Below are 25,549 nucleotides of genomic sequence, written 5' to 3'. Positions count from 1 at the left end.
TTCAGCTTTCACATAGATGCACTGCGCCTTCGAACACAGTGGCATGCACCCGGATATTGCGGATGGTTTCGGGTGCGACCTTGTATGGATCATCATCCAGAACAGTGAAATCCGCCGATTTGCCCGCCCGGACGGATCCGATACGTGCCTCCTGTCCCAGAACATAAGCCGCGTCTATTGTGATGGCGCGCATGGCCTGATCGACGCTGATCCGTTCGTTCATACCCAGTACTGCGCCTGATTCAGCGATTCTGTTGACGGCGACCCAAACACTGGTGAGGGGCCGGGCCGGGGCCATGGTAAAGTCGGAATGCAGGGCGAACGGAACGCCTTCGCGCGCCAATGATCCGAGCCGCGCCATCTGACTTGCACGTTCGTGACCAAGGCTGTGCCGCCAGTATGCTTCACCCAGCTCGTGCAGATAGTAGATGTTGGCGGAGACCAGTGCCCCCAGCGCCTTGATCCGGCGCACCTGCTCTTCGGTCGCGACACCGAAGTGTTCGATGGTAAAGCGGTGATCGAAACGGGGGCGTTCGAACTGCAGCTTGTCCAGCACATCCAGCGCCAATTCCACCCCCAGATCACCGGTACAATGCACGTGTATCCGATAGCCTTGGTTCCAATAGGCGCGGGCGGCGGCTTCGAACTGCTCCGGGGCGGTCAGCCATTCGCCGTGATGTCCGTCTATAAAGCCGGGCTTCTGCACCTGCATCAGTTCCGAGAAGAAGGCGCCATCGGTGAACAGTTTTACATGTTTGTCAAAGCGCAGCCGATGGCTGCCCCGATCGCACAGCGCCTCAATCCGGGCCAGCGCGTCTTCGGGCGTGCCGGTGAGCTCGGCCTCGGGAATACCACGGGGGATCATCTGCACCCGGAACGGTGCCTCTGCCTGTTCGATGGCATAGCTGTAGGCCTGCCATTCAAGTTCGAAATCGAAAATACCCCAAGCCATATCCCCAACGGTTGTGTGACCACCCGCATGAAGCAGCTTTTTCAGGTCATCCAACCCACGCCCGAACCACGCCGGTGCAAACAGATGTGGCCGAAGCGCGTTCAGCGCCACAGCGCCTCCGGTTTCAAAGAAAACGCCCATATCGGCGTCGATCTGCGGATGATCTTCCATCATCTGCCGGCCCAGCCCAAGCAGATCGATGGCTGCGTCGTTCATGATCAACTCGTGAAAGGACCGGTGCCACAGGATCACAGGGGTATCCGGTGCGATCCGGTTCAGGTCAAGCCGACCCACGATGCCGTGCCAACTGCGGTGATATCCATAGCTGACAAACAGCTTTTGTTCCGGGTCCCGCTCGTCAACCGCCTCTGCCAGAGCTGCCAGATAGTCTTCATTTCCACGGGTGGCTGCCACCTTTCGTGGTCCCAGATCCCATTCGAAGGCAGTGATGAAATGACATGGCAGGATGGTCGCCCCTAGCGAAGGGTGCAGATGCGGATCGATGAAGCCGGGAAACAGGATCTTGTCGGCAAATTGCTCGTCCACCCGCACCTCGGCCCCGTCAAGCCAGGGCTGCATATCTTCAATCCGCCCGGCCTCAAGTATGATGCCGTCACGAACGGCGACAGCTTCGGCCACTGGATTGGAACGGCTCATCGTGTGGATACGGCGGGCGGGATATATGGTTATGTCGGACATGGGCAATTCCTCACAGCAGGGCAAGCGATAGGGCAGGGACAAAGGACACGATCAACAACCCCACCAGCATCAGCGCGATAAACGGCAGCACGCCACGCGTGATCAGGCCGAACTTTTCCCGGAAAGCGGTCATGGCGACGATAAGGTTGATGCCAACTGGCGGGGTCAGCAGGCCGATCTCCAGGTTCACGGTCATGATGATGCCCAGATGCACCGGATCGATTCCGTAGACCCGGCCAAGTGCCAGCAGCAGTGGGGCGAGGATCAGGATGGCCGAAACCATGTCCATCACGCATCCCACGATCAGCAGCAGCACATTGACCGCCAGCAGGAACGTGATCTTGGATGTGATGAAGGTTCCGATCCAGTCCGCCAGATAGGTAGGCGCCTGATGCGTGGTCAGCAGCAAGTTCACCGAAAGGGCAATGGCCAACACAGGGAAAATTGTGCCCATCATTACGGTGGTTTCAACGGCTATGTCCCGCAGATCCGGCAGGTGCAGTTCCCGATGCACGAACAGCTCGATCACCACCGCATAGGCCAGCGCCACCGCTGCGGATTCAGTGGGTGAGAAATAGCCCGAGTAAATTCCGCCAAGCAGGATGACAGGCATCAGCATCGACCAGACGCCAGTGCGAAGCGCAGTAACCAGTTCACCGGCCGAAAAGTTTTGCCGGGGCAGATGGCGGTTCACAATCAGCGAGTACCCAGCCAGAAGGCTCATCAACAGCAGGCCCGGCAGGATACCAGCCGTGAAAAGGTCGATGATCGAGGTTTCGGTCGCGATGCCATACAGGATCATCGGGATGGAAGGTGGAATGATCACCCCAAGCGTTCCGCCGGATGCCAAAGCACCCAACGAAAACTTTTTGTCATAACCCTGCGCCAGCAGGGCCGGGTAAGCGATGGAACCAACGGCAATCAGCGTTACCGCTGACGACCCGGAAATCGCCGCGAAAACGGCGCAGGTCATAACTGTTGCGATTGCCATACCGCCGGGCAGGGGGGCGGTCAGGGCTTTCATGATCCCGATCAGGCGCGCGGCGATCGCGCCGCGACCCATGACTGCGCCGCAAATCAGGAACAGAGGGATCGACAACAGGACTTCTTTGTCCAGTGCGATCCACATGTCTTCGACCACATACAGCAGTTCTGCATCGCCCCAGACCAAATGGATGAAACTGCCGACAACCAGAAGAACGACGACCAGATTCACCCGCAGGGCCAGCAGCGCGACGGTCAGACCGAATAAGATAAGGGCGTAGGTCATTCCGAACTGACTTCCTCGGGGCGAAGGGGGGGGTAAAGCGCGAACAGCGCATAGCGCAAGGCCGTTGCGGCAAAGGCGTAGGGGACGATCAGATGCAGGTACCAAAGCGGGATGTCGATGACACGGGCCATGTCTTGGAATTCTCGCGCCTCAAGTACGAATCGCACCCCGATCCAGGCGAATGTCAGCAGAACCGCAGTCATAAGCACATCGCCCAGCCGGGTCGCTGCCTCTGCGAACCGGGTAGGGATCAGGCCATCGGCAAACCGGGGCCGCAGATGGCGGCCCTGTGCGGCCGCCAGCCCGAGACCCAGAAAACCGGTGACAATCATGATATAGACCGACACGCGCTGCGCACCGTAGATAGAGGTGCCAAACAATTCCCGCAGCGCGACATCCAGTATCAACAGCGTTGCCACGATGGCGTAACCAGCCACTGCGACTGTGGATTCCAGCGCGAATACTCCCGCCAGAATCCGAGTGGCCCAGTTTGGAGGCGTCATTCGTCGCAGGCTGCCTTGGCTTCAAGAAGCTCCGGCCACAGCTCCTCGGCCTTCCCGCCAAGACCGGTCACAAAAGCAGGCCAGTTCGGTTCGACCTTGTCCTTCCACGCGGCGCGCTGTTCGTCAGTCAGGTAATGGACGGTGCCGCCTTCGGCATATTTGGAAACCATGCCATCACCCAATTCGCGGATCGTGTCGCGCATCGCCTGTGTGTCGGGCAGGCTGTCGCGCAGAATCTGCTGCTGTTCCGGCGTCAGCTTTTTCATCGTGCGGTCCGAGATGAACAACCCGCCGGCCTGATGCATGTTGTAGGACATCATCAGGTGAGGCGCCACTTTGCCGATCCCGAAGGCAATGTAAGAGATCGAGGCTGACTCACCACCTTTGACCAGGCCGGTCTGTAGTGCAGCGGGCGTTTCTGCATAAGGCAGTTCGGTGCCGTTGGCGCCAACCGAGTCCCAGATCAGGCGCGACATGTCATGCGGCGCGACCCGGATCTTGTAGGCTTCGGCCGACGCGACATCGGACAGATCGTCCTGCGCATAGTTGTGTACCCATCCGGTTTCACCCCATTGCAGCAACTCGACATTCTTTTCGCCGATCAGCTCTTTCATCTTTTCGCCCAATGGGCCGTCATAGACGCAATCGACGGTTTCGGTCTTGCCAAACAGAAACGGCGTGGACATCAGCGACAGCTCAGGCACGTAGGCACTGATCGCGCCACCCGACAACGAGGCCGCATCAATTCGCCCGCGCTGGACCTGCTTGAACGTGTCATACTCGTTTCCCAGCTGGCCGGACGGGAAGATAACGATGTCGATTTCGCCTTTCGAGGCGGCTTCGACGTTTTTCTCCCAGGCTTCCAGATGAGTAATCCAAGGTGTCCCTGCAGGTGCGACCGAGGCCAGCCTGATCTCGACCTGGGCAAGCGCACCAGTTGCCAGACATCCGGACGCAATCGCCGCCGCCATCAGATTTTTCATATTCGTCTCCCTGTCCAATTCAGCTGGGCCCGAATGTCGGACCATCAATATTAGAAGTTTTATTCTATTTATTGAAATCGTCTGATTAATCTGCTTTTGTCAAATAAAATCTTAGCGGGATGCCAGAGAAAGTGACCGAGAACCTATCGGATAAAGGGTACAAACCGGCCAAACAGGCGCGCAGCCGACGTACAGAACAGAAGTTTCTGCAAGCGGCTGAGGTTGCTTTTGTACAATCTGGTTTTGCGAAAGCCCGGGTGGCGGATATCATCTCGGCTTCGGGATGTTCGACGGGGTCATTCTACCATCGGTTCGCAGACAAACGGGACCTGTTCGACGTGATGCTGGAGCGCCACTACGAGGCTCTGGCAACAGATTCCCGGACTATGGATCTTTCACGGGCCACGCACGGGGATGTCAAAACCCTGCTGACCCACTATGCCACCGTCTCGTTTGAAACTGTGTTCGAACACAGAGGCTTTTATCGCGCTTCTTACGAAATATCAGCACTGGACCCTTCGGTTTGGGAACGTCTGCAAGGTTTGACGATGCTGGCAGGTGAACGTTTTGCCAAAGTCGCCGAAGAGTACTCAGATGAAATTCCGGCCCAGGACAAACCGCTGGCCATGAAACATGCGGTTCAGGTCATCATCACCATGGCCGTCCATATTTCATTGGGTTCCGGCCCTCTGTTCCCTGCGGATAAAAATGGGTTGAGAGAGGTGGTTGTCAAAGCCGCTTTGGGTGTTCTGAAGTGAAGGATTGAGTTGTGGAAGAACAGCGAGGAGCAACTGCTAACGCTCTCAACATTAAGCTGTTTATCAACAGCTTAATGTGGGTGCCGGTCGCTAGTCTCGGCAAGCCATGGCCCTTGAGAACGTCATCTAAAACTTAGAAAATCCAGGGTTCCGCCTTCTTCAAGTGTTTCCATATCGGCGGGCAAAATCGCCAGACCATCTGCCTGAGCCAGCAACGCCACCCGTCCGCTAAATGACGGCGCCAGAAGATGCAGTCGCGGACGACCATCACTGGTCATACCTTCGATTCGTGCAGGACGGTATTCCTGCCGCCCGGGGCGGCGGTTCAGGGGTTCGGTCAACACGGCCTGCGCTGTCACATCCGGGCGATAAATCAGCCCGGCCCGCCGTGCCATCATATGGGCGCCAACGATCAGCCAGGTGACATAGGCCGAGACCGGGTTGCCTGGCAGACCTACATAGAGGGCATTGCCCCGCCGCCCGAACATCAAAGGCTTGCCGGGCTTCATCGCCACTTTCATCACATCTGTTTCGCCACCTATGGCCGTGAACAATCGCGGCATGTGATCCTCATCCCCGACCGACACGCCCCCGGTGGTAACGATCAGGTCAGACATGTCGCACGCCTTTCGCAGAACACGCTCCAGTGTGGCGGGATCGTCTGCAACAGGCCCGGAATCGGTCAGCTCCACCCACGGCTTGTCCAGCAACGCCCGCAGCATGAAGCGGTTGGAATTCCAGATCTGGCCGGGTTCAAGCGGGTCGCCGGGATGGCGCAGTTCATTACCGGTCGAAAATATGGTGACCCTCAGCTTACGGTAAACGGCGATCCGTGCGTAACCAGCGGCGGCCAAAGCACCCGCTTCGCGAGGACCGATTTGGCAACCTCGGTTCAGAATAGGGCTGCCCGCCGGCAAATCCTCACCCTTCCGGCGAATATGTTGTCCGGGTTCGGGGCGGCGAGTGAAACTGATGCCATCCGCCGTTAGCCGGCAGTCTTCCTGCATCACCACCGCGTCAAAATCCTGTGGCACAGGCGCTCCGGTCAGAATGCGCAGTGCGCTGCCTGCAGGGGCCGCGTGCCGCCCGCTATCCCCGGCCGCCACGCGCCCGGCGACGGGCAGATCAAACCTGTCATCGTTGCCCAGATCAGCTGTCCGCACGGCATAACCATCCATCGCCGAATTGTCGAAGGCGGGCATACACTCTCGGCTTACACAATCCGCGGCCAGCACGCGCCCAATGGCGTCTTCCAGAGCAAGCTCTTCCACCTCTTCCACGGGTTCGGCAACGGCCAATCCGCGGTTCAGTGCGTCAGAGACCGACAGATATGTGTGGGCGTTTCTGTCACAGGCGCATCCGTCAGCCATCCTGTACCTCCAGTTCCGCGAACAGAGCTTCGAACTCTACTCGTTCTGCATCGGACAACTTGGACACATGGGCGCGGGCCGCATCCAGATTGCCGGTTGGATCACCCACGACCAACAACATGACCATACCGTGACGACCGTGCACGCGGCAGCGGATGCCATACACCCCCTCGTTCTCAAAGGTCAAATCCAATTCGGGTTTTCCCCGGATTTCAAAGCTGCGAGCGCCCTCAGGGATCATTGGCCGGATCGAAGACACGGTATGGCGCCCCGTCGAACCCTTGAACCGGACCGTGGCGCCCGCCGGTACCCGAAGGAATTTGGGATCGAAACGGAACGCGTCAGCCGGAGTTTGTGCGGTTATGTCTATGATCTGATGCACCACCGCAACTTCGGGCAAATCCTCTGCCTTGGCTTCAACGCCCGACCAAATCGACCCGGCAATGACCATGGTTGCAATCGCCTTCTGCAAGTACCGCATATTTCTCTCCGGTTCAGGCCGCCTGCTTTGGGGATGCCAGCAGGTCGGCCAGTGCATTGATCATCACTGGCCAATGCGTTCGGCGTTCCCGATTCCGCAACTCGGACAGCAATGTTTGCCCTATTGAGCCGACGGTCTGCGCGTTGTCATTGATATAGGTCACGATCCGCTGCTCGGGGTTGGCCAAGAGGAACTGCACGATTTCTGTGCCAGCCTGATCCGGCGCAACGTCTGCGATCAGCCGCATCGCTGCCTGACGGACCGGTGCAGAAGGATCTGACAGTAAGCCACGCGGCACATCGACAGAGCCGTCCCAGCAACACAGGATGTGCATCGCATCTATGCGAAACGGAACCTCGCTGCTTCGTAACATCGCCCGCAGCTTGCTGCGTAACGCGTCCTGCGGCGGCAGAGCGGCTTGATGCAACAGTCTGAGGGCTTGGAGCGAGAGGCCGGATTCCGCGTTCGAAAGGCCGTGGGTGATCAGTTCGACCAATTGGTCCTCGCCCAGTTCGGCCCCATGGCGGACAATCGAAACAGCCAGAGAGGACAGGGCTTGCTGCGCAATATCGGAATCCGGGTCCATTGCGATCTGTGCCAGCGTGATCTGCATGTCCTTCACCTCGCCCAGCAGACGAATGGCAGACATGCGAGTTTCCTGCTCCAGTGCTTCAGCATTGTCGTCCAGGGCAACGCGGCGGCGTTTTGGGTGGCGGGTGGCCTTGGCCAACAATGCCTGTTCGCGCGGCGTCAGCGGCTGCATCTCGTCTTTTTCGGCTTCCTGCGTCATCTCGGCGGCGATCGCATTATGTCCGAGGATGGCGCCAAGGCTTGAGGTCGGGCCATTTTCGCCCCCATCCGAGACATCAAGACCGGCCTCTTCCAACGCCCCGAGATCGGTTTGTGGGGCTAACTCAGGTTCCTCATCGGCCGCGACCGGCATCGCGGCCAGTGCGAGTGACAGCAACAACTCTCTCCCGTGCTGCTGGTTCACATGCGGGCGGGCGTCGTCGGCCACGATCATCGCAAGCGACGCCACAGCCTTGAGCCGCACCGATCGGAACGGAGATCGACACGCGCGTTGCAACCATTCCACCGCCCCGCGCAAGGGTGAGGTCGCCAGCGCATCCACAACGGCCCATTGTACACGCTCGGCCTTGAGGTCATCCGCCACAGCAGAAAACAGCGTGTTCAGGCGATCCGCCACAAGTTCGGGGGCCAATGCTGCCAACAAGCCTAGCGCTTGCGCTGAAACCTCAGGCTGTTGGCCAGTGGCGAGAAAGTCGAGCACCTGCCAGCGCAGGTCCTCCTGATCGGTGATCGGAGTGCTCCGTTCCAGCCGTTCGATCAGGGCCAACTGCATCTTGGCGCCGGGATCACGCATCATGCGATCCAGCAGTTCCGGTTCCGAAAAGCCCGAAAGGGTCAGCGCGGCGATGCGGATGTCTTCAACTGGATCGGTCAGGGCTCGTGCGACCAAATCTGGATCATTTGGCATCAACGCTTCGTAGGCGATCATCCGGACAGCGCCATCTTTGTCGCTCAGCGTCTTGCGCAGAATTGTTTCGGCCTCTGCCCCGCCAATTTTGGCCAGCGTTCGCAGGGCGCGGTGGCGCAGGCGACGGTTCGAGGATTGCGCGAACACACCCAGCGTCGGCACCGAAGGCTGACCAATACGGCCTAGCGCCTCACAGGCCACGTCGCTCAATTCCTGCCCGTCTTCGTCCATCAGGGCCAGAACGATGGGTTCAATCGCGGCCTCATCACCCATGGTGCCCAATGCCCTGATCGCCGCGATCTGGGTGTCCAGCCAGTCGTCCCATTCATCAAGATGCAACTCATCCTCATCCCAGATGATCTCATCTCCGCGCCCGGTGGCCAGTGCGCGTAGATACGGCATGGCCTCCTTGGCCTTCAACTCGGCCAGAGCTGTCACGCAGGCCAGTTTCACCTCACCACAGGGATCGTTGATCAGATTTTCGAGCAGTTGCGGCGCGGCCTCTTTCACACTCAGCGCACCCAGCGCCTGAGCAGCATCCTGACGGACGTCTTCATCATCATCCAGCAGCGCCTCGACCAACGCGGGGCTGTTCCCTGCGCCGATTGTGGCCAGCGCCTGAACGGCGCGCAGCCGGATCACGTCATATTCGGATTTCGCATATTCGGAAAACAGGCCGATGGCCTCATCGCGCAGGGCAGTATTGGAATGAACTTTCATATCGTTTGCCATGTAACGGTTGGGACAGTCGGGTGAAGGTGGAAGGCAGGTTTCCCAACGATACCTGCCTTCCAGGCGAACCGGGGGGTTCCGGTTCACGGCCCATTCTGCAGTTGGGCCGATCCGAAGGGCGGCATGGCGTCCGCCCCTCGAAATTTCATGATCAGGCGATGTCGCGCGGTGCAAAGGACATCGTGCGGAACGAGGTTTTGTAGGGGCTCGGCCCCAGTTTGCGAACCTTGGCCACGCCCATCTTGTAATTGTAATTGCCGCTGATCCAGTCGACGATCCGGCCCTCAAGCGCATTTGCAGGCTGCTGCATGTGCAGGAAATCCATGTAAACCACGCTTTTCTTGATGGCGGGCGTGACCATGGCCACGGCAGTAATCGCCGCTTTGGTCAGTTCGATATGCCCGTTCTCCATCAGTTTCGAGAACTGAAAGTCGTCGCCTTCCACACCCAGCAGCGTGGTCTTGTTGCCCGGAACGCGTTCCGAACAAACCATTACATAGTCGCCGCTTTCGATCCCGCGCTCGGCCGCATCGTCGGGGTGAATCTCGACCCAGTTTTCCGGCCAGCGCTGCACGATATACGGGCGGCGGCGGTCGTCGAACCCGGACTGCCAGCGTTCGTTGATCCGACCGGACGTGGCCCAGAGCTCGCCTTCGTCCTTGTTGGGTTTCAGCCATTCCCAATAGTCCGAGAACAGCCCCCAAGGCGATTTCTGGATATTGCACTTGCCGGTCTGGCTGTTGAAATGGGTCAGCTTCTTGTTGAACACGTCCTTACCTGCGGCGCCGGTATCGGGCAGCGTACGGGTCGTGTCGTGAAGACGCTTGGTTTCAATCAGCGTGACCCCGTCAGCATCCAGCATGACCGGGCACTGTACCCCGTCGGTGCCGAATTCACGGACCTTGGCATGCAGGGTTTTCCCCTCGGCCTTGGCCAGACGGTGAACCGCGTGGAAGTCCTTGCGCGACCCGCGGGTAAAGCGCACGGCCTCTTCCGCGACCTCGTTCGAGTTCTGCCAGTCGAACCCGTCAAAGCCCATCCGGGTGGCAAGCTGCGCGATGATCCACCAGTCCGGTTTCGCCGATCCGGGCGCGTCGTAGAACTTCTGATACAGACGCAGGCGGCGCTCGCCATTGGCGCGCAGAAAGTCCTCTTCGCCCCATGTCGCTGCCGGGAACACGATATCGGCGTAACGGTTGCCAATCGGGTCCTGCAGATAGATGTCCTGATTGATCACCACCATGCCCCCGCTGTCGGCACGGGCCTTCAATGTGTCGATCATCTCTTGCTTATCGAACGAGGCGATCTGATGCGGATTGCGAACGGTCAGTTCCTCAAACTTGTCGGCCAGCTGTTGCGAACCGCACATGGACTGAATCCATGTGGTGCCGATCACGTGGGCCATACGCGTGTGACCTGCGATCAGGTACCGGTCGGTGTCCATGGCACGGCGACGGCGGCCCGGCAGCTTTTCGGGCGATTTGTTGCGTGGGTATTTCCCGCCCTTCACGCCACCCCGCTGATGACCACCGGCCCGGCCAATGACCTGACCCGGACGCCCACCGCAACCACAGATGATGCCCAACGCGGAAATCGCCTGAGTGTTGCCGGTATTGTTTGACCAATAGAACCCTTTCTCGATCATGATCGAGGTTTTCGGGCGCGAGCCATCCGCCTTGGGTTTGGCCAGCCATTCGGCAGCCGTATAGATCTTCTGCACGTCAATCTCGGCCATGGCGGCGGCAGTCTCAGGTGCGAATTCGTCTTGTGACAGCAGCCACTCTTTCCAGTCCTCGAAACCCTTGGTCTGGAACTTGCCCCATGTCGTGCGCCACTGCCATGGCGTATTGCGGGTGCCCTGACCGAAGCCGGACGAGCTTTCCCACTTGTTGTTGACCCATTTCTTGATCCAGTCGCTGTCTTCCCAGCCGTTTTCAACGATGACACGGGCGATGGCGTTGACGACCAGCAGGTCGGTACCCGGCAGCACGTCGATATGCAAACCGCCCATCTTTTCCGCATGGGCCACTCCGGCCGAGCGGCGCGGGATCAGATAAATCTCTCGCTGACCGTTCTGCATCCCTTTCATCATCCACTGGGTATAGAGGATGGTCTTGGTCTCGTACGGGTCGGTGCCGCAGACCAACAGGGTTTCCGCATCCCGCCAGTCCTCATAGGACGGGCCGAAGTTGTCGAACCCGGCATCCCGGAAACCGGGGGTCGACGTCACGTCGGACGGCGTATCGTGGAAGGTAAAATTCGCGGTGTTGATATGGCGCAGCGCGTATTTCGAGATCGCATAGGTGTTCTCGATATACTGATAGCTGAAGGTCTTTACACCATAGGCATTGGTGCCGTGCTTGGCGATCACGTGATTGCCCACCTCGGCTGCTACATCCAGCGCCAGATCCCAGGGAACCGGCATCAATGTGCCATAAATCCGCATCAATGGTGTCTTCAGGCGGTCGCGTGTGGGCGTCTGCGGGTTATAGCACTTCTGCGCAATACAACCGCCACGCAGAGAGCTGTCGCCGTCTGTGTTGACGGTCTGATTATCCTTGTCGGGGATGATCACCACATGGTGAGGCTGACCCTTGTGCAGTACGATATTATGCTGGTTCGGGGCCACCCACGACCCCAAAGATGCCACGGGAAAGTCCTCGCCAAAGGCGTTTTCTTGAGCGCCGGGTCCGCCGGATTTGGCCGTCACAGGCCAGCGATAGACCTTGTAACCACAGGCCACGATGCAATAATCGCAGGCTGTCGAGATGACTTCGGCGCCTTTGGGCGGAAGCGGGACGTTGGTTTCAGGAACGTAATACGGGGTTGCCATGCGTCAGTTTCCCCTTATGCGATGAGATTGTCGTAGCGGCCGTAGATCAGGCCGAACATGCCGACAGCGTAGATATCGTCGCCATCCAGTTCCAAAAGGACCTGCGGCAGTGATTGATACGCCTGACCGGACACAAGGATGCCATGCCGGGTCACGTCATAGGTGGACAGGTGTAGAGGGCACGGGCCCAGCACCTTATGTTCCGGCTTATAGGTGTCATACATCGAGCCGCCCTGATGCGTGCAGGTCAGGTTGAAGGCCACAACGTCCCGATGCGGCCCGATGCCGCCGCCGCTTTCCACACCGGTCTTGACAAGGATCGAGTCTGAATAGTCGCCTTCATCCGGGTAATAGAATTCGACCGGCATGTCCTGTTCCAGCTCGGACAGTTTGCCGATCAGCTTGCGCGGATAGGTCGACACAAGGGCAGGCACCTGTTCGGCTTGACCGTGGCGGGTGGGCATCACCACCATCACGGTAAAGGTTGTGGCACCCGAGGCGAACAGGAACTGGCGACGGTTCACGGTGCAGGCCTTTTTGGCCTCGCCCGAACAGCTGCATCCGGTTGCACTATGATCTGTCATGACGCTTACTCCTCTGCTGCAACCGCAGGAAGCGGCTGGTAATCCGGCAGGATGGGTTCCTCGATCAGGATTTCCGCGCCGGACAGGGATTTCAGGAAGGCCACCAGATCCGCTTTTTCCTGATCATTCAGGCCAAGAGGTTGGATCAGCTGGGATTTGTTTTCTGCAAACTCATTCTCACCGCCGCCCTGGTTGTAGAATTCAACCACATCCTCAAGCGTCTCAAGCATGCCGTTATGCATGTAGGGTTCGGTATAGAGGGTGTAGCGCAGGGAAGGCGTGCGGAACTTGCCCTTGTCGGCCTTCTCCTTGGTGCGGAAGTAGAAGCCGGGATCGTCCTTGCTGTGGCGATACATTTCTTCGGTCGAGCCTTTGGCATAAAGCTCATACCGGAAGGTGACTTGCGCGAGACCTTCATCCTGCCAACCGTCATAGGGCGGCACGCCGGTGTTGTAGTATTTCTCATCCGACAGCAGCGCGCCGTTATGACATTCGGAACATTGCGCCTTGCCGGTGAACAGTTTCAGCCCGCGTTTCTGTTCCTCGGTCAGCGCCGCATCATCCCCGCGCAGATAGTTGTCGAAGGGGGTGTCTGTCTGAATGATGGTCCGTTCAAACGCGGCGATGGCCCGCCATGCGTTGCTGATACGCGGCCACTGATCGCCGAAGACGTCGTTGAAGCGTTCAACGTACTCGGGCACGAAGGCCAGACGTGCCTCCATCATGTCGGCCTCACCATTGCCTGCGACTGCGCCGCCTGCGGCGGATTTGGCCTGACTTTCAAGGCTTTTGCTTGATCCCGCCCAGAACAGTTTTCCGTAATAGGCCGAGTTCACAATGGTCTGGCTGTTGCGCCAGTGGGTCGTGCCGGGATAGCCGAACGAGATCGGAGCCTCGACATCCCAGCCCACATAGGGGTTGTGACAGGCCGAACAGGGCGTGGACGGGTTACCACCCAGACGCGGATCGAAAAACAGCATCTTGCCCAGTTCGATCTTGGCTTCAGTCTGCGGGTTGTCCAGCGGGACAGGCGGTTCCCCCAGCGCCACCAAAGGCGCATCCGTGTCGGGGTCAGCACCCCCGATACCGGCCTCAATCACCATGCTATCTGCTGCTATTGCCTGCAACCCAAGAACGGCAAACAAGGCAGCGGTGGCGATTGTGCCTGTAAGGTAAGACGAAAGGTCTTTCATGGGTCCGCTCCTCAGTTTGCCGCGTCTTGCCAGTTTTCGATTGGCGCATAGTCCGTATCGATGCCGTCGGCGACGAATTCGGGGCCGGTCAGTGGCTCGCCGGAGAGTGCCATGAGAAAGGCCACCAGCTGCGCCTGTTCGGTCTCGGAAAGGTACAGGGGCTTGATGCGCGGATCTTTGTTTTCGTCTTCGCCGCCACCGGCATTGTAAAAGGCCACCACATCCTCAAGCGTCGCCATTGTGCCGTTGTGCATGTAAGGGGCGGTGTAGGTCAGCTCGCGCAGCGTTGGGGTCAGGAACGTGCCGTAAGTGTCGGTCGTGTGAGTTCGGATATAAGCGCCCGGATCACGGCGGACGTTCATGTAATTCTCAAGCCCGAGGAATTTCATCATTGCTACAAACGTGATGTGCCGTTCAGGGGTCGCCCAAATTTCAGGGTTGTCCGGAACACCGATGTTATGCGGCAGGTCATCCGTGAACCGCTCGCCAGAGTGGCACGAATTACAGCCCTTGGCCTTGAACAGTTCGTACCCTGCTTTGGCGTCTTCAGACATCTCACGGGTGTCAAATGGCGCACCGCGCGAGATCAGCGTTTTCAGATATTCCGGGATCGCGTTGCGGACACCGCCGTTCGAAGGCTCGCCAAATCCGGCAGCTTGAAACATCTCGACATAGACCGGGTCCTGCTTGATGCGTTCCTGCATCAAACGCATGTCCATGTTCATGGAGTAGGTCTCGGTTATGCTTTCGCGGGTCACGTCGTTGAGATTGGTGCCGATGCGCCCGTCATGGAACCAGGCTGAACGCTTGGCGCTATTGATCAAAGTCGGCACATTGCGGAAATGTAGGTTGCCCGCATAGGCGTCCGACAGGGCCTGACCATCGGTAAATCCGTGCTCCGGCTGGTGGCAGCTGGCGCAGGACAGTTCGGTATCGCCAGACAGGCGCGGATCAAAAAACAGCCTCTTGCCAAGCTCGGCCTTGGCAGAATCAAATTCAATTGCTTCGACCGGCCCGGGCTGATCCGCCCGGGCCTGCTGAACCGGTAGCGTGGCACTGATTGCCAGCAATGACACCGCCGACAGTATCCTGAACCAAGTTCTGGCTTTGATCATCATCTAAAGGCCCCTTTGTCGCCAATCCGGCTGGCGGGGGAACTTTATGACGGGATTGCTTTATTCCGACTTGATCCAGGTTAAGTGATGTGAAGGAAAATGAACTACTTGGTGGACATCACTTGCATGTTTGCTGGGTCAAACTGACCAGCTTTAGATCTCGCTTGGTTTTACACCATGTCGGGGCGTGCCTGCCCGCATTGTTTCGGTCAACCCAGTATCGTTGGGATTGGGTCACTGGAGACTACGCCACGGCCGCGGAAAACTAACTCTGCGACTAGATCGCCTTCTTCGTATAATCCGTCTTATGTTAACTAATGGTGACACTGCAAAGTGATAGCGTCACCCGTGAGGCATTCAGAAATGATACGTTCCTCAAATTACACAGCGAGAAAAACCAGTCGTGGGCAACATCATCGGATTTTCCTATTATTATCAGCGTCCTTGCCCTTTTGGGTAATTCTCACATAAGGGCGCCTTGGTGCTGTATTACCTTGGCCGCGTGTTTTGAGGCAAAAATCACAGACTCTTCCAGCCCTTTACCTGCAGCCCGATGACTCAGAAATGCTGCGTTAAAGCTGTCACCGGCAGCGGTTGTGTCACACACATCCTGAACCGGTTGAACCGGTATATGTATAAGCGTTTCCCCAAGTTTCCTAAGGCATGTGACATCTGCCGCCCCATTCTTTACGACGACGAGACCTTTGTTCAGCGCGTGATATCGCATCGCAGTAGATGTGGGATCAGCATCTTCGAAATGCGTCTGCTCATCCTCGAACGAAGGTAAGACTATGTCTGCGACCTGCGCGCCGGCTTGAACCCAGTGGTGCATCTCTGGCGTATTATTCCAGAGCCTTGGCCGAATATTGGGATCAAATGCTACTTGGACACCTGATGCCCGTGCCTGCTCGAGTATACGGATCAACGTTTCACGGTCCTGTTCGGGAAGGACAGCAAGGGTAATTCCGGAGAAATAAGCCAGATCGCTGCTTGAAACCGCCGTTTCCAGGTGATCGGGATCAGATGCAAGCTGCCGTGCCGCGCTTTGTCCCCGCCAGTACGAGAAACTGCGCTCTCCGTTGTCCAGTTCGATCAGGTACAGGCCCATTGTGTGGTTCGGCAGACGGCGGATCGTGGCTGTCTCGATCCCATTATTTTCCGCGAAATCGGCAAACCGGTTCGAAATGCTGTCCTGACCGATGGCGGAATAAAAGGCGACGGTCCAATCGCCGGCCAACAGTTTTCGTGCATACCATGCGGTGTTGAATACGTCCCCGGCAAATCCTTGTTGGAACATGCCGCCACCACGCGGTGACATTTCGACCATGCACTCACCAATGCACAAGAGCTTTTTGGGTCTCTGGTTCATAATCAAACGCCAAGAGCATTTAGCGTGTGCGCAACGCCTCGAAGTTCAGCCAGACCCCGCAAGCGCCCGATAGCGGGATAGCCCGGAGTTGATATCGTTTCCTGATCATTCAGAATCTGATGGCCGTGATCGGGACGCATGGGGATTTCAAAGCCAGTTGAGTGTTCAATCCGCAAAAGCTGGCGCACGATTGATACCATGTCCATGTCACCTGCCAGATGGCAGTCTTCGTGAAAATCCCTCGGGTCGGTCTCACGGCGAACTGCCCGCAGATGCGCAAAGTGAATGCGCGGCCCGAGGCTTTTGGCTATCGCCAAAAGGTCATTTTCGGCCCGCACACCCAACGAGCCTGTGCATAACGTAAACCCATGCGCCGGCGACGACGACCGGGCCGCGATCCATTCCAGATCTTCCTGACTCGATACAATGCGCGGCAATCCGAACAAATCGCGCGGAGGGTCGTCGGGGTGCAGGGACAACCGGACCCCTTCGGCCTCGGCAACCGGAAGTACAATGTCCAGAAAAGACGCAAGCTGGTTTCTGAGTGACGCGTGGTTGCATGAGCGATAGGCGGCAAGCCGGGCGCGCAGCGTTTCAAGGGTATAGCTTTCCTCCGAACCTGGCAGGCCGGAAATCACGGTCTGGATCAGCCTTTCGCGGGTCTGGGTGCTTGAGTTTGCGTACCACGCTTCAGCGGCAGCCAAATCTGCAGGTGAATAGTCCTGTGCCGCCCCCTCGCGTTCCAGAATGAACACATCGAATGCAGCATAGGCCGTGAATTCGAACCTGAGCGCAAGAGAACCGTCCGGTAGGGCATAAGCGAGGTCTGTCCGGGTCCAGTCAAGCACCGGCATGAAATTGTAGCAGACGTTTCGTATTCCCTGACGCGCCAGATTGCGAAGGGTTTTGGCCCAGATTTGCGCATAGTTTTCCCAGCCGGGCGCGCCCAGCTTGATATCTTCGTGTACTGGAATGCTTTCGGTTACGACCCAGTTCAGCCCGGCTGCCTCGATCATGTTGCGGCGGTCCGCGATCGCATCCTCCGGCCATTCCTGCCCGTTGGGAATGTCGTGCAGGGCTGTGACAATTCCCTTTGCCCCAGTCTGACGGATATGAGCAAGCGGAATGGGATCACCCGGCCCAAACCAACGCCAACTTTCCAGCATGAATGCCCCCTTTGTCCGCGTTCAGCCCGAAACTGCTTTGGAATACAGATAGCCGTCGAATTCCGGGTCTTCGACATCCGACAGATCCAGAAGCGTCAGCCGTACATTTTCAAGGTGTTGCCACATCGCCTGCCGCGCGCCGTCCGCGTCGCGACGGCGCAACGCCTCAAGGATTGCCGCGTGATCGTCCAGCCATTTGCTGCGATAGCTCAGATCAAAGATCCGGCGATGCAGCCTGTCCCACATCGAGCTCGATTCCCGCAGATGCCACAGCTCATCGATCTGGTTGACCAGAACCGAGTTTTGCGTGGCCTCGGCAATTTGCAGGTGAAACATACGATCGGCGCTGTAATCATCCTCGGCGCTTTCAATGGATCGCCGTTCTAGATCAAGCGTCTCACGTAGCCGCAGGATATCGGCCTTTGTCACGGTCGTAGCCGCAAAGCCTGCGATACTGCTTTCCAGCAATTGTCGTGCCTGAAGCAGTTCAAATGGGCCAAAGTCACTGGCCGTTACACCCGGCCTGCCGGATTTGCGCTCGCACACATAGCTTCCGGACCCCTTGCGAACGTCCAGATACCCTTCAATCTCGAGCATTATGAACGCTTCTCGTACCAGTGACCGGCTGATCCCCATTTCCTTGGAAATCTGCCGTTCAGTAGGAAACTTGTCGCCGGGTTTGAAACCGTCCTGCGCAATCCGTTCTATCAGTTGCGTAGCAACTTCCTGATAGGGACGTTTTGAGACGTCGTTCATACGGCCTCCTCATTAGTTCTTTCGTTCGCGGCCTCGTTGGCGATCTGATGATAATAGTCAGCCAGAATATGGAAGGCCCGCTTTTTTGTCGCCTTGTCCGCCGCAATCAGACCCTTGTGGTTATACCCGTTCTGAAACTTGTTCTGACGGCGTTCGACCCTGAAATCATACAAAATCCACGGTGACATGCCTTTGATATAGTCAAGCCTCCGCAGCGCATCGATCTGTTTGCGATACACTTCGGCCATATAGTCCTCACTAAACAGGCCGGTTTTTGGCCCTTTGGGGCCAATCACCCCGTCCGCCCCTGTTTCCGAAATCACGACCGGCTTTTGCGGAGCAGAGTTTGCTCCGATCCGTGCCAGATCGTCGAAATCCTCTTCGTACCAGCCGTAATATTCGTTCAGGCCGATGATATCGATATAGTCGGCCAATCTGTCCTCGATCCTGTTCAGGCTGTGGTTGACTAGACAGGCAGCCGAGGTCAGCCGTGTGGGATCGAGCGATTTGGCGGTCTCGGCAAGACGGCGCATAAAGTCCAGACGCGCGTCGGTGTCGGGGTTTTCATTGCCCACCGACCAGATGATGACCGAAGCCCGGTTCCGATCACGCAGGATCAGTTCACGCAGCTGATTTTCGGCATCGCGATATGTGGCGGGATTGGCAAAGTCGATGGCCCAATAGACCGGGATTTCCTCCCACAGCAAAAAACCAAGCTCATCGGCCAGTTCCGCCGCGCGTTCATGATGCGGATAATGCGCGAGCCGCAGGAAGTTACAGCCCAACTCGCGTGCGTGTTCGAACCTGCGGCGCAAATCTGCTTCGGTCGTCACCTTGCCCAATGTGGCGTCATCTTCGTGTACCGATATTCCGCGCAGAAAAACCGGCTCGCCATTCAGCAAAATCTCGGTTCCGCGTCGCTCGATCTGGCGAAAGCCGATCCGGTCAGTGACACTGTCTGTGCCCAGCGTAACGTGCACATCATAGAGTTTTGGGTTTTGTGGCGACCAGAGCAAAGGCTGCGCTGCAATCTCAGCTGTGCCCTGCCCTGCGATCAGCTCGACCTCCTGTTCAACCCCCAGCTCCGGAATCCGGATACGTGCATGTCCGGCGTCAGGTCCGTCGACAAGTATATCAGCCCGCAGTCGGGCATAGGTTCCATCCGGCACCAGATGCAAAGAAAATCTTTGGATCACAGTGGATGGTGTTTCGTATAACGCGATCTCGCGATACAGCCCGCCATAGTTGAACCAGTCGGTATTGCGCATGGGCACCCGGTCGCGTGTGCGGGTATTGTTGACACAGGCCATCAGCCAATTGCGCCCCTGCTGCAGCTTACCCGTCAACTCCACACAAAATGGCGTCGAAGCGCCGTAGTGATTGCCCAAAAACTCTCCGTTCAGGAAAATCTTGCAATCATAAGACGCCGCGCCGACACGCAGGAACTGACGCTTTGACGGGTCAATCGAATCCATGTCCAGCGCGCGCGTATACCAGACGCTGCCCTCAAAGAAATACCACTTGTCCTTCAGCATTGCCCAGTTTGATGGCACTGGCGCGGTTTCACCATCAAATGGGTCATAATCCCAAGGCCCGGTCCGGTCTTCGGGGGCCGAGGGCTGCATAGCAAACCATTTCTGTCGCAGCCCCGTATCCAGAAGATCGACACAGAAGTTCCAGTCCCCATCAAGAGGACGCGATGCCCGCCCGGCTGTGAACAGCAGCGTATCGGCATTCAGGTTCTGCAGGTTGAAGGGTACATCGTACTCTTCATCATGCAGCGCCTGTAACGCGTTATCCGCAAGTTCCGATCGTTCGAGCATCGCGCAAACCCCGTCTTAGTTGGCCTCGGCCTTGATGCGTTCGATCAGATCGGCAACGACGGGTGAATTCGCTGCTGCCTCCTCATGCATCGGCAGGACCGCTTCGATGAACGGGCCTTTTTCTACCTCGATGAACTTGACGCCCAGTTCGGTCTTGGCCTGTTCAACGGCTGCTGCGCTCATAGCGTCCCACTGATCGCGGTGAAACACCATCGAGTCCTTGGCAGCCTGACGCAGCGCCTTTTGATGATCTTCGGACAGATCATTCCAGCTTTGGGTTGAGATCATCACGACCGACGGGATCATCGTATGGCCATCGTCGGAATAGACTTTGGAGACTTCGCCATGCCGCGCGCTGGTCAGCGCCATCGGGTTGTTTTCCGCTCCGTCAACGACACCCTGCTGCAGTGCGCTGTACAGTTCACCCCAGGCAATCGGGGTCGGGTTGCCACCCAGCAATTCGACCATACGGATTGCCGACGGGCTGGGCTGCACACGGATCTTCATCCCCTCAAGATCGGCCGGTGAGCGGATTTCCTTGTTCGCATAGAACGACCGCGCGCCTTCGATGTAATAGGTAAGCCCGATAAAGCCCTTGTCCGCGGATGCATTCAGAATGTCATCGCCGATATCGCTGCTGAGAACGTCAAAATAGTGATCTGCGCTGGTGAAGATGTATGGGAGGTTCAGCGCGCCGTATGACTCTTCAAAGGCCTCAAGCTCGCTGGCATTCGACCGCGCCATATCAAGCGAGCCGTTTTGCATCAGCTCCATCGACTCGCGCTGCGTTCCCAGCTGAGCGTTGGCAAAGATGCGGATTTTCAGGTCGCCATCCGTCAACTCGTCGACACGTTCAGCCATGAACTCCATCGATTTGTGCAGCGGATGGTCTTCGGGGTTGTTGTGGTTCAATCGCAGGGTCTTGGCCTCGGCCGCGGCCGACATCGCCAACAGGCTGACAGCCATTGCTGCGGTGATCTTCGAGAATTTTGACATTGTCTCCTCCAAAACTCGCGGGCCAGTGCCGCAGATTCCCTGAACCTGCATACGGACGGATTCGGCGTCGCGGCCCGCCCGCCGGCCCGCAACCACCAATGTGATCGCCCAGTTTTTTGAATTAGTCAACCAAATTTGACAAATTGGTTGACCAATACGATTTATTGAGGCAAGAGCGATTGCGGGACAGGCCCCACAAGATACTCTGCAGGTGCCGACCCGTGGGAGGAGGGCCCATGAAACAAGTTACCGCCGCTGTCGATGCGGTTCTGCGCGTCGTGATCGTAATCGCCTTTGGCGTGCTTGTGGCCTGTGTGATCTGGCAGGTATTTTCCCGATATGTGCTTGGCAGCCCAAGCACCGTTACCGACGAGATGGCGCGCTTTCTCTTCATCTGGGTCGCGCTTCTCGGGGGCGCTTATACGCTTGGACAGCGCCGGCATCTGGCAATCGATCTTTTGCCCAACATCACCCATGGCGCGACAAGGACCATCGTCAACGCTGCCATTATCTGCGCGGTGGCGGCATTTGCCTGCGTGGTCATGATCTATGGCGGGTACAATCTGGTTTCGAGAACCCTGGAAACGGGTCAGGTCTCTCCGGCTTTGCGGCTGCCGATGGGGCTGGTCTATGTCGCCATTCCGGCATCCGGTCTGGCAATTCTGTTTTACTGTTTCGGGTTCGTATTCGACCTCGCGCGCACCGGGCAAGGACCGAACGAGCGCCTTGGGCCGACATCGCCCGGCGGACCGTTGGACTAGGACTGCATCATGGATATTCAATCGGTCGCCACCCTGTTCGGAACCTTCGCGCTGCTCATGGCGCTTGGTGTGCCAATCGCCTTTTCCATCGGCCTCTCGGCGCTGGCCACGTTCCTGCTGTTCATGTCATTCGATCAGTCGGTCTATATCGTCGCGCAACAGGTCGCGTCGGGCCTCGACAGTTTTACGTTGCTTGCGATCCCCTTCTTCATTCTGGCCGGAAACATCATGAACCGGGGTGGCATTGCGTTGCGTCTGATCGAATTCGCAAAGGTTCTGGGCGGTCGTCTGCCCGGCGCTTTGGCCCATTGCAACGTGATCGCCAACATGATGTTCGGTTCGATCTCGGGTTCGGCCGTGGCATCTGCGGCGGCGGTTGGTGGCGTCATGTCACCACTTCAGCGCAAGGAAGGGTATGATCCGGCGTATTCGACAGCGGTGAACGTTGCCTCATGTCCGACCGGTTTGCTGATCCCGCCCAGTTCAACATTCATCGTTTATTCTCTGATCACCAATGGCACCTCGGTCGCAGCCCTTTTTGTTGCGGGGTATATCCCGGGTATCCTGATGGGTGTCAGCCTGATGATCGTCGCGGGCATCATCGCCAAGCGGCGCGGATATCCGGTGGCCGAGCGGCCGTCACTGCGCGAAACCGCTGAAAAGGCGCTGAACGCAATGCTGCCGCTGGGTCTGATCGTCATCGTCATGGGCGGCATCGTCGGGGGCATTTTCACCGCCACCGAAGCATCTGCAGTGGCAGTGGTCTATACTCTGTTTCTGGCGCTGATCTGGTACCGTGAAATCTCGGTCCGGGAACTTCCGGGGATCATTCTGGAAAGCGCCGTGACCACTTCGATCGTGCTGCTTATGATCGGGTGTTCGATCGCGATGTCCAAGGCCATGGCCTTTGCCGACATTCCCTATTCCATTTCGGATGCACTGCTTGGCCTTTCGGAAAACCCGATCGTTCTGCTGCTTATCATCAACATCGCGTTGCTAGTGGTGGGAACCTTCATGGACATGACCCCTGCCCTGCTGATCTTTACCCCGATCTTTCTGCCCGTGGTCAGCGATCTGGGCATGGACCCGGTACATTTCGGTGTGGTGATGACGTTCAACCTGTGCATCGGTATCTGTACCCCACCCGTAGGTTCGGCGCTGTTTGTCGGTTGTTCAGTTGGTGAGGTGAAAATCGGTCAGGTGATCAGGCCCATGCTGCCATTCTATGCCGTTCTGGTCGGTCTTCTTCTGGTGGTCACCTACTTCCCGCAAATCAGCCTGTTCCTGCCGCAGTTGTTGCTGGGTTACTGAGAAATCGCTCATGAAAACCCTGCGCAACTGGAGACTGAAGAACCACGACAGAAACGGCTTTGTCCTGAAGGTCGAAGATCGACATTTGTTACGCGTAACGGTTCTGGAACAAACGCTTATTCGCGTACAGCTTCTGAAAGAAGGTCAATGGCGACTGAACCGGAGCTGGTCCGTTGCGCCTGACGGAGATACCGCTTGGGAAGGGCGAGACCGCGAAGACACCAGTGGCTTTTCCTTGCCGGGGTGCCGGGTTGATACCGGCGGTCAACTCACACTTGAAACCGGGCATCTGCGGTTGACGGTGCTGCATCCTCTGGCGTTGCGTTGGGAAAGCCGCGCCACCCCGGACGCACCATGGGTTCCTTTGGCCGAGGACCGGACAACCGGGGCATATATGCTGGGTCGCCGCGACACCCGCGTCGCGCATTACATGCACCGACACCCGGGTGAACGCTATTTTGGGCTGGGTGAAAAATCCGGGCCACTTGAACGTAGCGGTCGCCGCTTTGAAATGCGCAACCTTGATGCGCTTGGGTATGACGCGCAAACCACAGATCCGTTGTACAAACACATCCCCTTTACCATCACCGAACGTCCCGGCGCCGGTGCCATGGGGTTGTTTTATGACAATCTGTCGACCAGTTGGTGCGATCTGGGCAACGAGCTGGATAACTATCACGCGCCTTACCGGCTCTGGCGGGCCGAGGACGGCGATCTGGACCTGTATGTCAGCTGGTCGCCGGATATTCGGGGCGTGGTCAAACAGCAGGTGGCCCTGACCGGTGGAACCGCTTTCATGCCGCGATGGAGCCTTGGCTATTCCGCCTCATCAATGGCCTACACCGACGCCGAGGATGCGCAGGCACAACTGTTGGGTTTTCTGGACAAGCTGCACATAGAGGACATTCCCTGTGACAGCTTTCAGATGTCTTCGGGGTATACATCGATTGGAAAGCAACGCTATGTCTTTAACTGGAACCGGGACAAGTTTCCGGATTTCCCCGCCCTCGCCCGTCGTTTTGCGGATAGCGATGTGCACCTGATCGCCAATATCAAACCTGTCCTGCTGGATGACCACCCCAAATATTCCGAAGCCGTCCGGCAGGACCTGTTTATCCGGGACAGCGAAACAGATGGGCCTGAACAGTCCTCGTTCTGGGACGGTTGCGGCAGCCATCTGGATTTCACCAATTCGTCGACCATCTCATGGTGGCAGGACAATGTGACCAACGCGTTGTTGAAACAGGGCGTGTCGTCAACCTGGAATGACAATAATGAATTTGAGGTCTGGGATGACTCTGCGCCTTGCGACGGTTTTGGGCGCGAGGTTGCAACAGGTCAAATCCGACCACTGATGGGGATGCTGATGTCCCGCGCCTCATGTGAGGTGCAGCGAGCCTTTGCACCGGGAAAGCGCCCGTACCTGATTTCCCGCAGTGCTGCACCGGGCACCCAGCGGTACGCACAGACCTGGACCGGGGACAACCGGACCAGTTGGGATACGCTCAGATGGAACATTCCCATGGGGCTGGGGCTCAGCATATCCGGGTTCTACAACATCGGCCACGATGTCGGAGGGTTTGCCGGTGCCAAACCCGATCCCGAATTGTTCCTGCGTTGGGTGCAGAACGGGATTTTCCATCCGCGTTTCACAATCCACTCGTGGAATGACGATGGCACGGTGAACGAGCCATGGATGCACCCCGAGGTCACGCCCCTTGTTCGGGATGCCATACGCTTGCGCTATCGCCTGCTGCCTTACCTTTACACCCAGCTTTACCGCGCAGCGACTGAGCATGAGCCGATTTTGCGCCCGTTGTTTCTGGACTTCCCCGAAGACCCGGCCTGTCGCGATGCGCAGTTCGAGTTCATGTTGGGCCCCGATCTTTTGGTGGCCTCGGTTCTGAAATCCGGCGCAAGTCATCGGTTGATACAACTCCCAGAGTGGCCCGGCGGCTGGTGGCATTATGAAACCGCAACCTGGTACCCGGGCGGAAACAGGGTCGAATTGCCGGTAACGCTTGGCAGCATTCCCCTGTTTGTGCGCGGAGGAGCGGTTTTGCCCCTTTCCGAAGGCGCAATCCGTGCAACACCAGAGCAGGAAGCGCGCCGGGTTTTGATGGTTTGTCCTGCACCCGATCAAAGCGAGCCATACATTTCGTGGATGTATGACGACGACGGTGAAAGTGAGGCTGCATTGGTCGACCAATTCTGCATGACCCGTTTCAACGTCCGTTTCGGCAAGGAGCTACCGGAGATCACCTGGACCGTTCGGGGCAATCGCCCGCCTTGTTTCGAAGATATGGAAATCCGCCACATCTCGGGCCAATCCCTGATCGCTCAGGGGCAACTCTGTACGTCAGGCGCACATCTGAAACTGAAATCCCCGACCTGAC

The 25,549-nt window shown here is 57.7% G+C and carries 20 protein-coding genes; 4 read left to right on the top strand and 16 right to left on the bottom strand.

From position 1 onward, the window contains the following. Position 1 precedes the first annotated feature (1 nt). The 4 genes from ACR0NW_RS11290 to ACR0NW_RS11275 are packed head-to-tail and all read right to left on the bottom strand — an operon-like array spanning position 2 to position 4,407. Positions 2–1,651: an amidohydrolase gene (locus ACR0NW_RS11290; protein ID WP_480791846.1), complete on the bottom strand. Its 1,650-nt coding sequence runs from the start codon at positions 1,649–1,651 to the stop codon at positions 2–4. 10 nt (positions 1,652–1,661) lie between these two features. Next, on the bottom strand, positions 1,662–2,921 hold the full coding sequence (locus ACR0NW_RS11285) for a TRAP transporter large permease (RefSeq protein WP_480791845.1): 1,260 nt from the start codon (positions 2,919–2,921) through the stop codon (positions 1,662–1,664). Continuing rightward, entirely contained in the window at positions 2,918–3,424 is a 507-nt protein-coding gene (locus ACR0NW_RS11280; protein WP_480791844.1) for a TRAP transporter small permease, read from the bottom strand. The genes ACR0NW_RS11285 and ACR0NW_RS11280 overlap by 4 nt, the downstream gene beginning before the upstream one ends. Continuing rightward, positions 3,421–4,407: a TRAP transporter substrate-binding protein gene (locus ACR0NW_RS11275; RefSeq protein ID WP_480791843.1), complete on the bottom strand. Its 987-nt coding sequence runs from the start codon at positions 4,405–4,407 to the stop codon at positions 3,421–3,423. The genes ACR0NW_RS11280 and ACR0NW_RS11275 overlap by 4 nt, the downstream gene beginning before the upstream one ends. 131 nt (positions 4,408–4,538) lie before the next feature. On the opposite strand from ACR0NW_RS11275, the gene ACR0NW_RS11270 reads away from it, so the two are divergent. Continuing rightward, positions 4,539–5,165 (top strand): TetR/AcrR family transcriptional regulator, encoded by a 627-nt coding sequence (locus tag ACR0NW_RS11270; protein ID WP_480791842.1) that lies wholly within the window; start codon positions 4,539–4,541, stop codon positions 5,163–5,165. A gap of 122 nt (positions 5,166–5,287) precedes the next feature. Here ACR0NW_RS11270 and ACR0NW_RS11265 read toward each other — a convergent pair whose 3' ends face one another. The 12 genes from ACR0NW_RS11265 to ACR0NW_RS11210 all read right to left on the bottom strand — a co-directional run bounded on the left by ACR0NW_RS11265 (position 5,288) and on the right by ACR0NW_RS11210 (position 21,081). After that, a complete protein-coding gene (locus ACR0NW_RS11265; RefSeq protein WP_480791841.1) occupies positions 5,288–6,535 on the bottom strand; it encodes a molybdopterin molybdotransferase MoeA in 1,248 nt (415 codons plus the stop codon). Beyond that, on the bottom strand, positions 6,528–7,016 hold the full coding sequence (locus ACR0NW_RS11260) for a plastocyanin/azurin family copper-binding protein (protein ID WP_170656862.1): 489 nt from the start codon (positions 7,014–7,016) through the stop codon (positions 6,528–6,530). The genes ACR0NW_RS11265 and ACR0NW_RS11260 overlap by 8 nt, the downstream gene beginning before the upstream one ends. 13 nt (positions 7,017–7,029) lie before the next feature. Then, positions 7,030–9,234, bottom strand: coding sequence for a HEAT repeat domain-containing protein (locus ACR0NW_RS11255; protein WP_480791840.1), 2,205 nt, complete (start codon positions 9,232–9,234; stop codon positions 7,030–7,032). 163 nt (positions 9,235–9,397) lie between these two features. Next, positions 9,398–12,079 (bottom strand): arsenate reductase (azurin) large subunit, encoded by a 2,682-nt coding sequence (locus ACR0NW_RS11250; protein WP_480791839.1) that lies wholly within the window; start codon positions 12,077–12,079, stop codon positions 9,398–9,400. Between the two features lie 14 nt (positions 12,080–12,093). Next, the gene (locus ACR0NW_RS11245; protein WP_480791838.1) at positions 12,094–12,663 is read right to left on the bottom strand and encodes an arsenate reductase (azurin) small subunit; all 570 of its coding nucleotides are present in this window, start codon (positions 12,661–12,663) and stop codon (positions 12,094–12,096) included. A 5-nt stretch (positions 12,664–12,668) separates the two neighbouring features. Continuing rightward, positions 12,669–13,856, bottom strand: coding sequence for a cytochrome-c peroxidase (locus tag ACR0NW_RS11240; protein ID WP_480791837.1), 1,188 nt, complete (start codon positions 13,854–13,856; stop codon positions 12,669–12,671). An 11-nt stretch (positions 13,857–13,867) separates the two neighbouring features. Next, positions 13,868–14,974: a cytochrome-c peroxidase gene (locus ACR0NW_RS11235; protein WP_480791836.1), complete on the bottom strand. Its 1,107-nt coding sequence runs from the start codon at positions 14,972–14,974 to the stop codon at positions 13,868–13,870. Between the two features lie 460 nt (positions 14,975–15,434). Next, positions 15,435–16,340, bottom strand: a complete 906-nt coding sequence (locus ACR0NW_RS11230) for a sugar kinase (protein WP_480791835.1) — start codon at positions 16,338–16,340, stop codon at positions 15,435–15,437. A gap of 2 nt (positions 16,341–16,342) precedes the next feature. Further along, positions 16,343–17,506, bottom strand: coding sequence for a mannonate dehydratase (gene uxuA / locus ACR0NW_RS11225; protein ID WP_480791834.1), 1,164 nt, complete (start codon positions 17,504–17,506; stop codon positions 16,343–16,345). Positions 17,507–17,527: 21 nt separating this feature from the next. Continuing rightward, positions 17,528–18,262 carry an FCD domain-containing protein gene (locus ACR0NW_RS11220; RefSeq protein ID WP_480791833.1) on the bottom strand — a complete coding sequence of 245 codons (735 nt, stop codon included), beginning with the start codon at positions 18,260–18,262 and terminating at the stop codon, positions 17,528–17,530. Next, positions 18,259–20,085, bottom strand: coding sequence for a glycoside hydrolase family 2 protein (locus ACR0NW_RS11215; RefSeq protein WP_480791832.1), 1,827 nt, complete (start codon positions 20,083–20,085; stop codon positions 18,259–18,261). Before ACR0NW_RS11215 ends, ACR0NW_RS11220 begins: the two co-directional genes overlap by 4 nt. 15 nt (positions 20,086–20,100) lie before the next feature. Then, complete coding sequence (locus tag ACR0NW_RS11210; protein ID WP_480791831.1) at positions 20,101–21,081, bottom strand: TRAP transporter substrate-binding protein; 981 nt, start codon at positions 21,079–21,081, stop codon at positions 20,101–20,103. Between the two features lie 236 nt (positions 21,082–21,317). Here ACR0NW_RS11210 and ACR0NW_RS11205 point away from each other — a divergent pair, with 236 nt between their 5' ends. Genes ACR0NW_RS11205 through ACR0NW_RS11195 form a run of 3 tightly spaced genes read left to right on the top strand, consistent with a single transcriptional unit; the run spans position 21,318 to position 25,548 of the window. Further along, complete coding sequence (locus ACR0NW_RS11205; protein WP_480791830.1) at positions 21,318–21,842, top strand: TRAP transporter small permease; 525 nt, start codon at positions 21,318–21,320, stop codon at positions 21,840–21,842. Between the two features lie 9 nt (positions 21,843–21,851). Then, complete coding sequence (locus ACR0NW_RS11200; protein ID WP_480791829.1) at positions 21,852–23,153, top strand: TRAP transporter large permease; 1,302 nt, start codon at positions 21,852–21,854, stop codon at positions 23,151–23,153. Between the two features lie 10 nt (positions 23,154–23,163). Further along, positions 23,164–25,548 (top strand): glycoside hydrolase family 31 protein, encoded by a 2,385-nt coding sequence (locus tag ACR0NW_RS11195; protein ID WP_480791828.1) that lies wholly within the window; start codon positions 23,164–23,166, stop codon positions 25,546–25,548. Position 25,549 lies beyond the last annotated feature (1 nt).

Source organism: Ruegeria sp. CF5, assembly GCF_056537325.1.
This window is presented reverse-complemented; position numbering and strand designations above follow the sequence as displayed.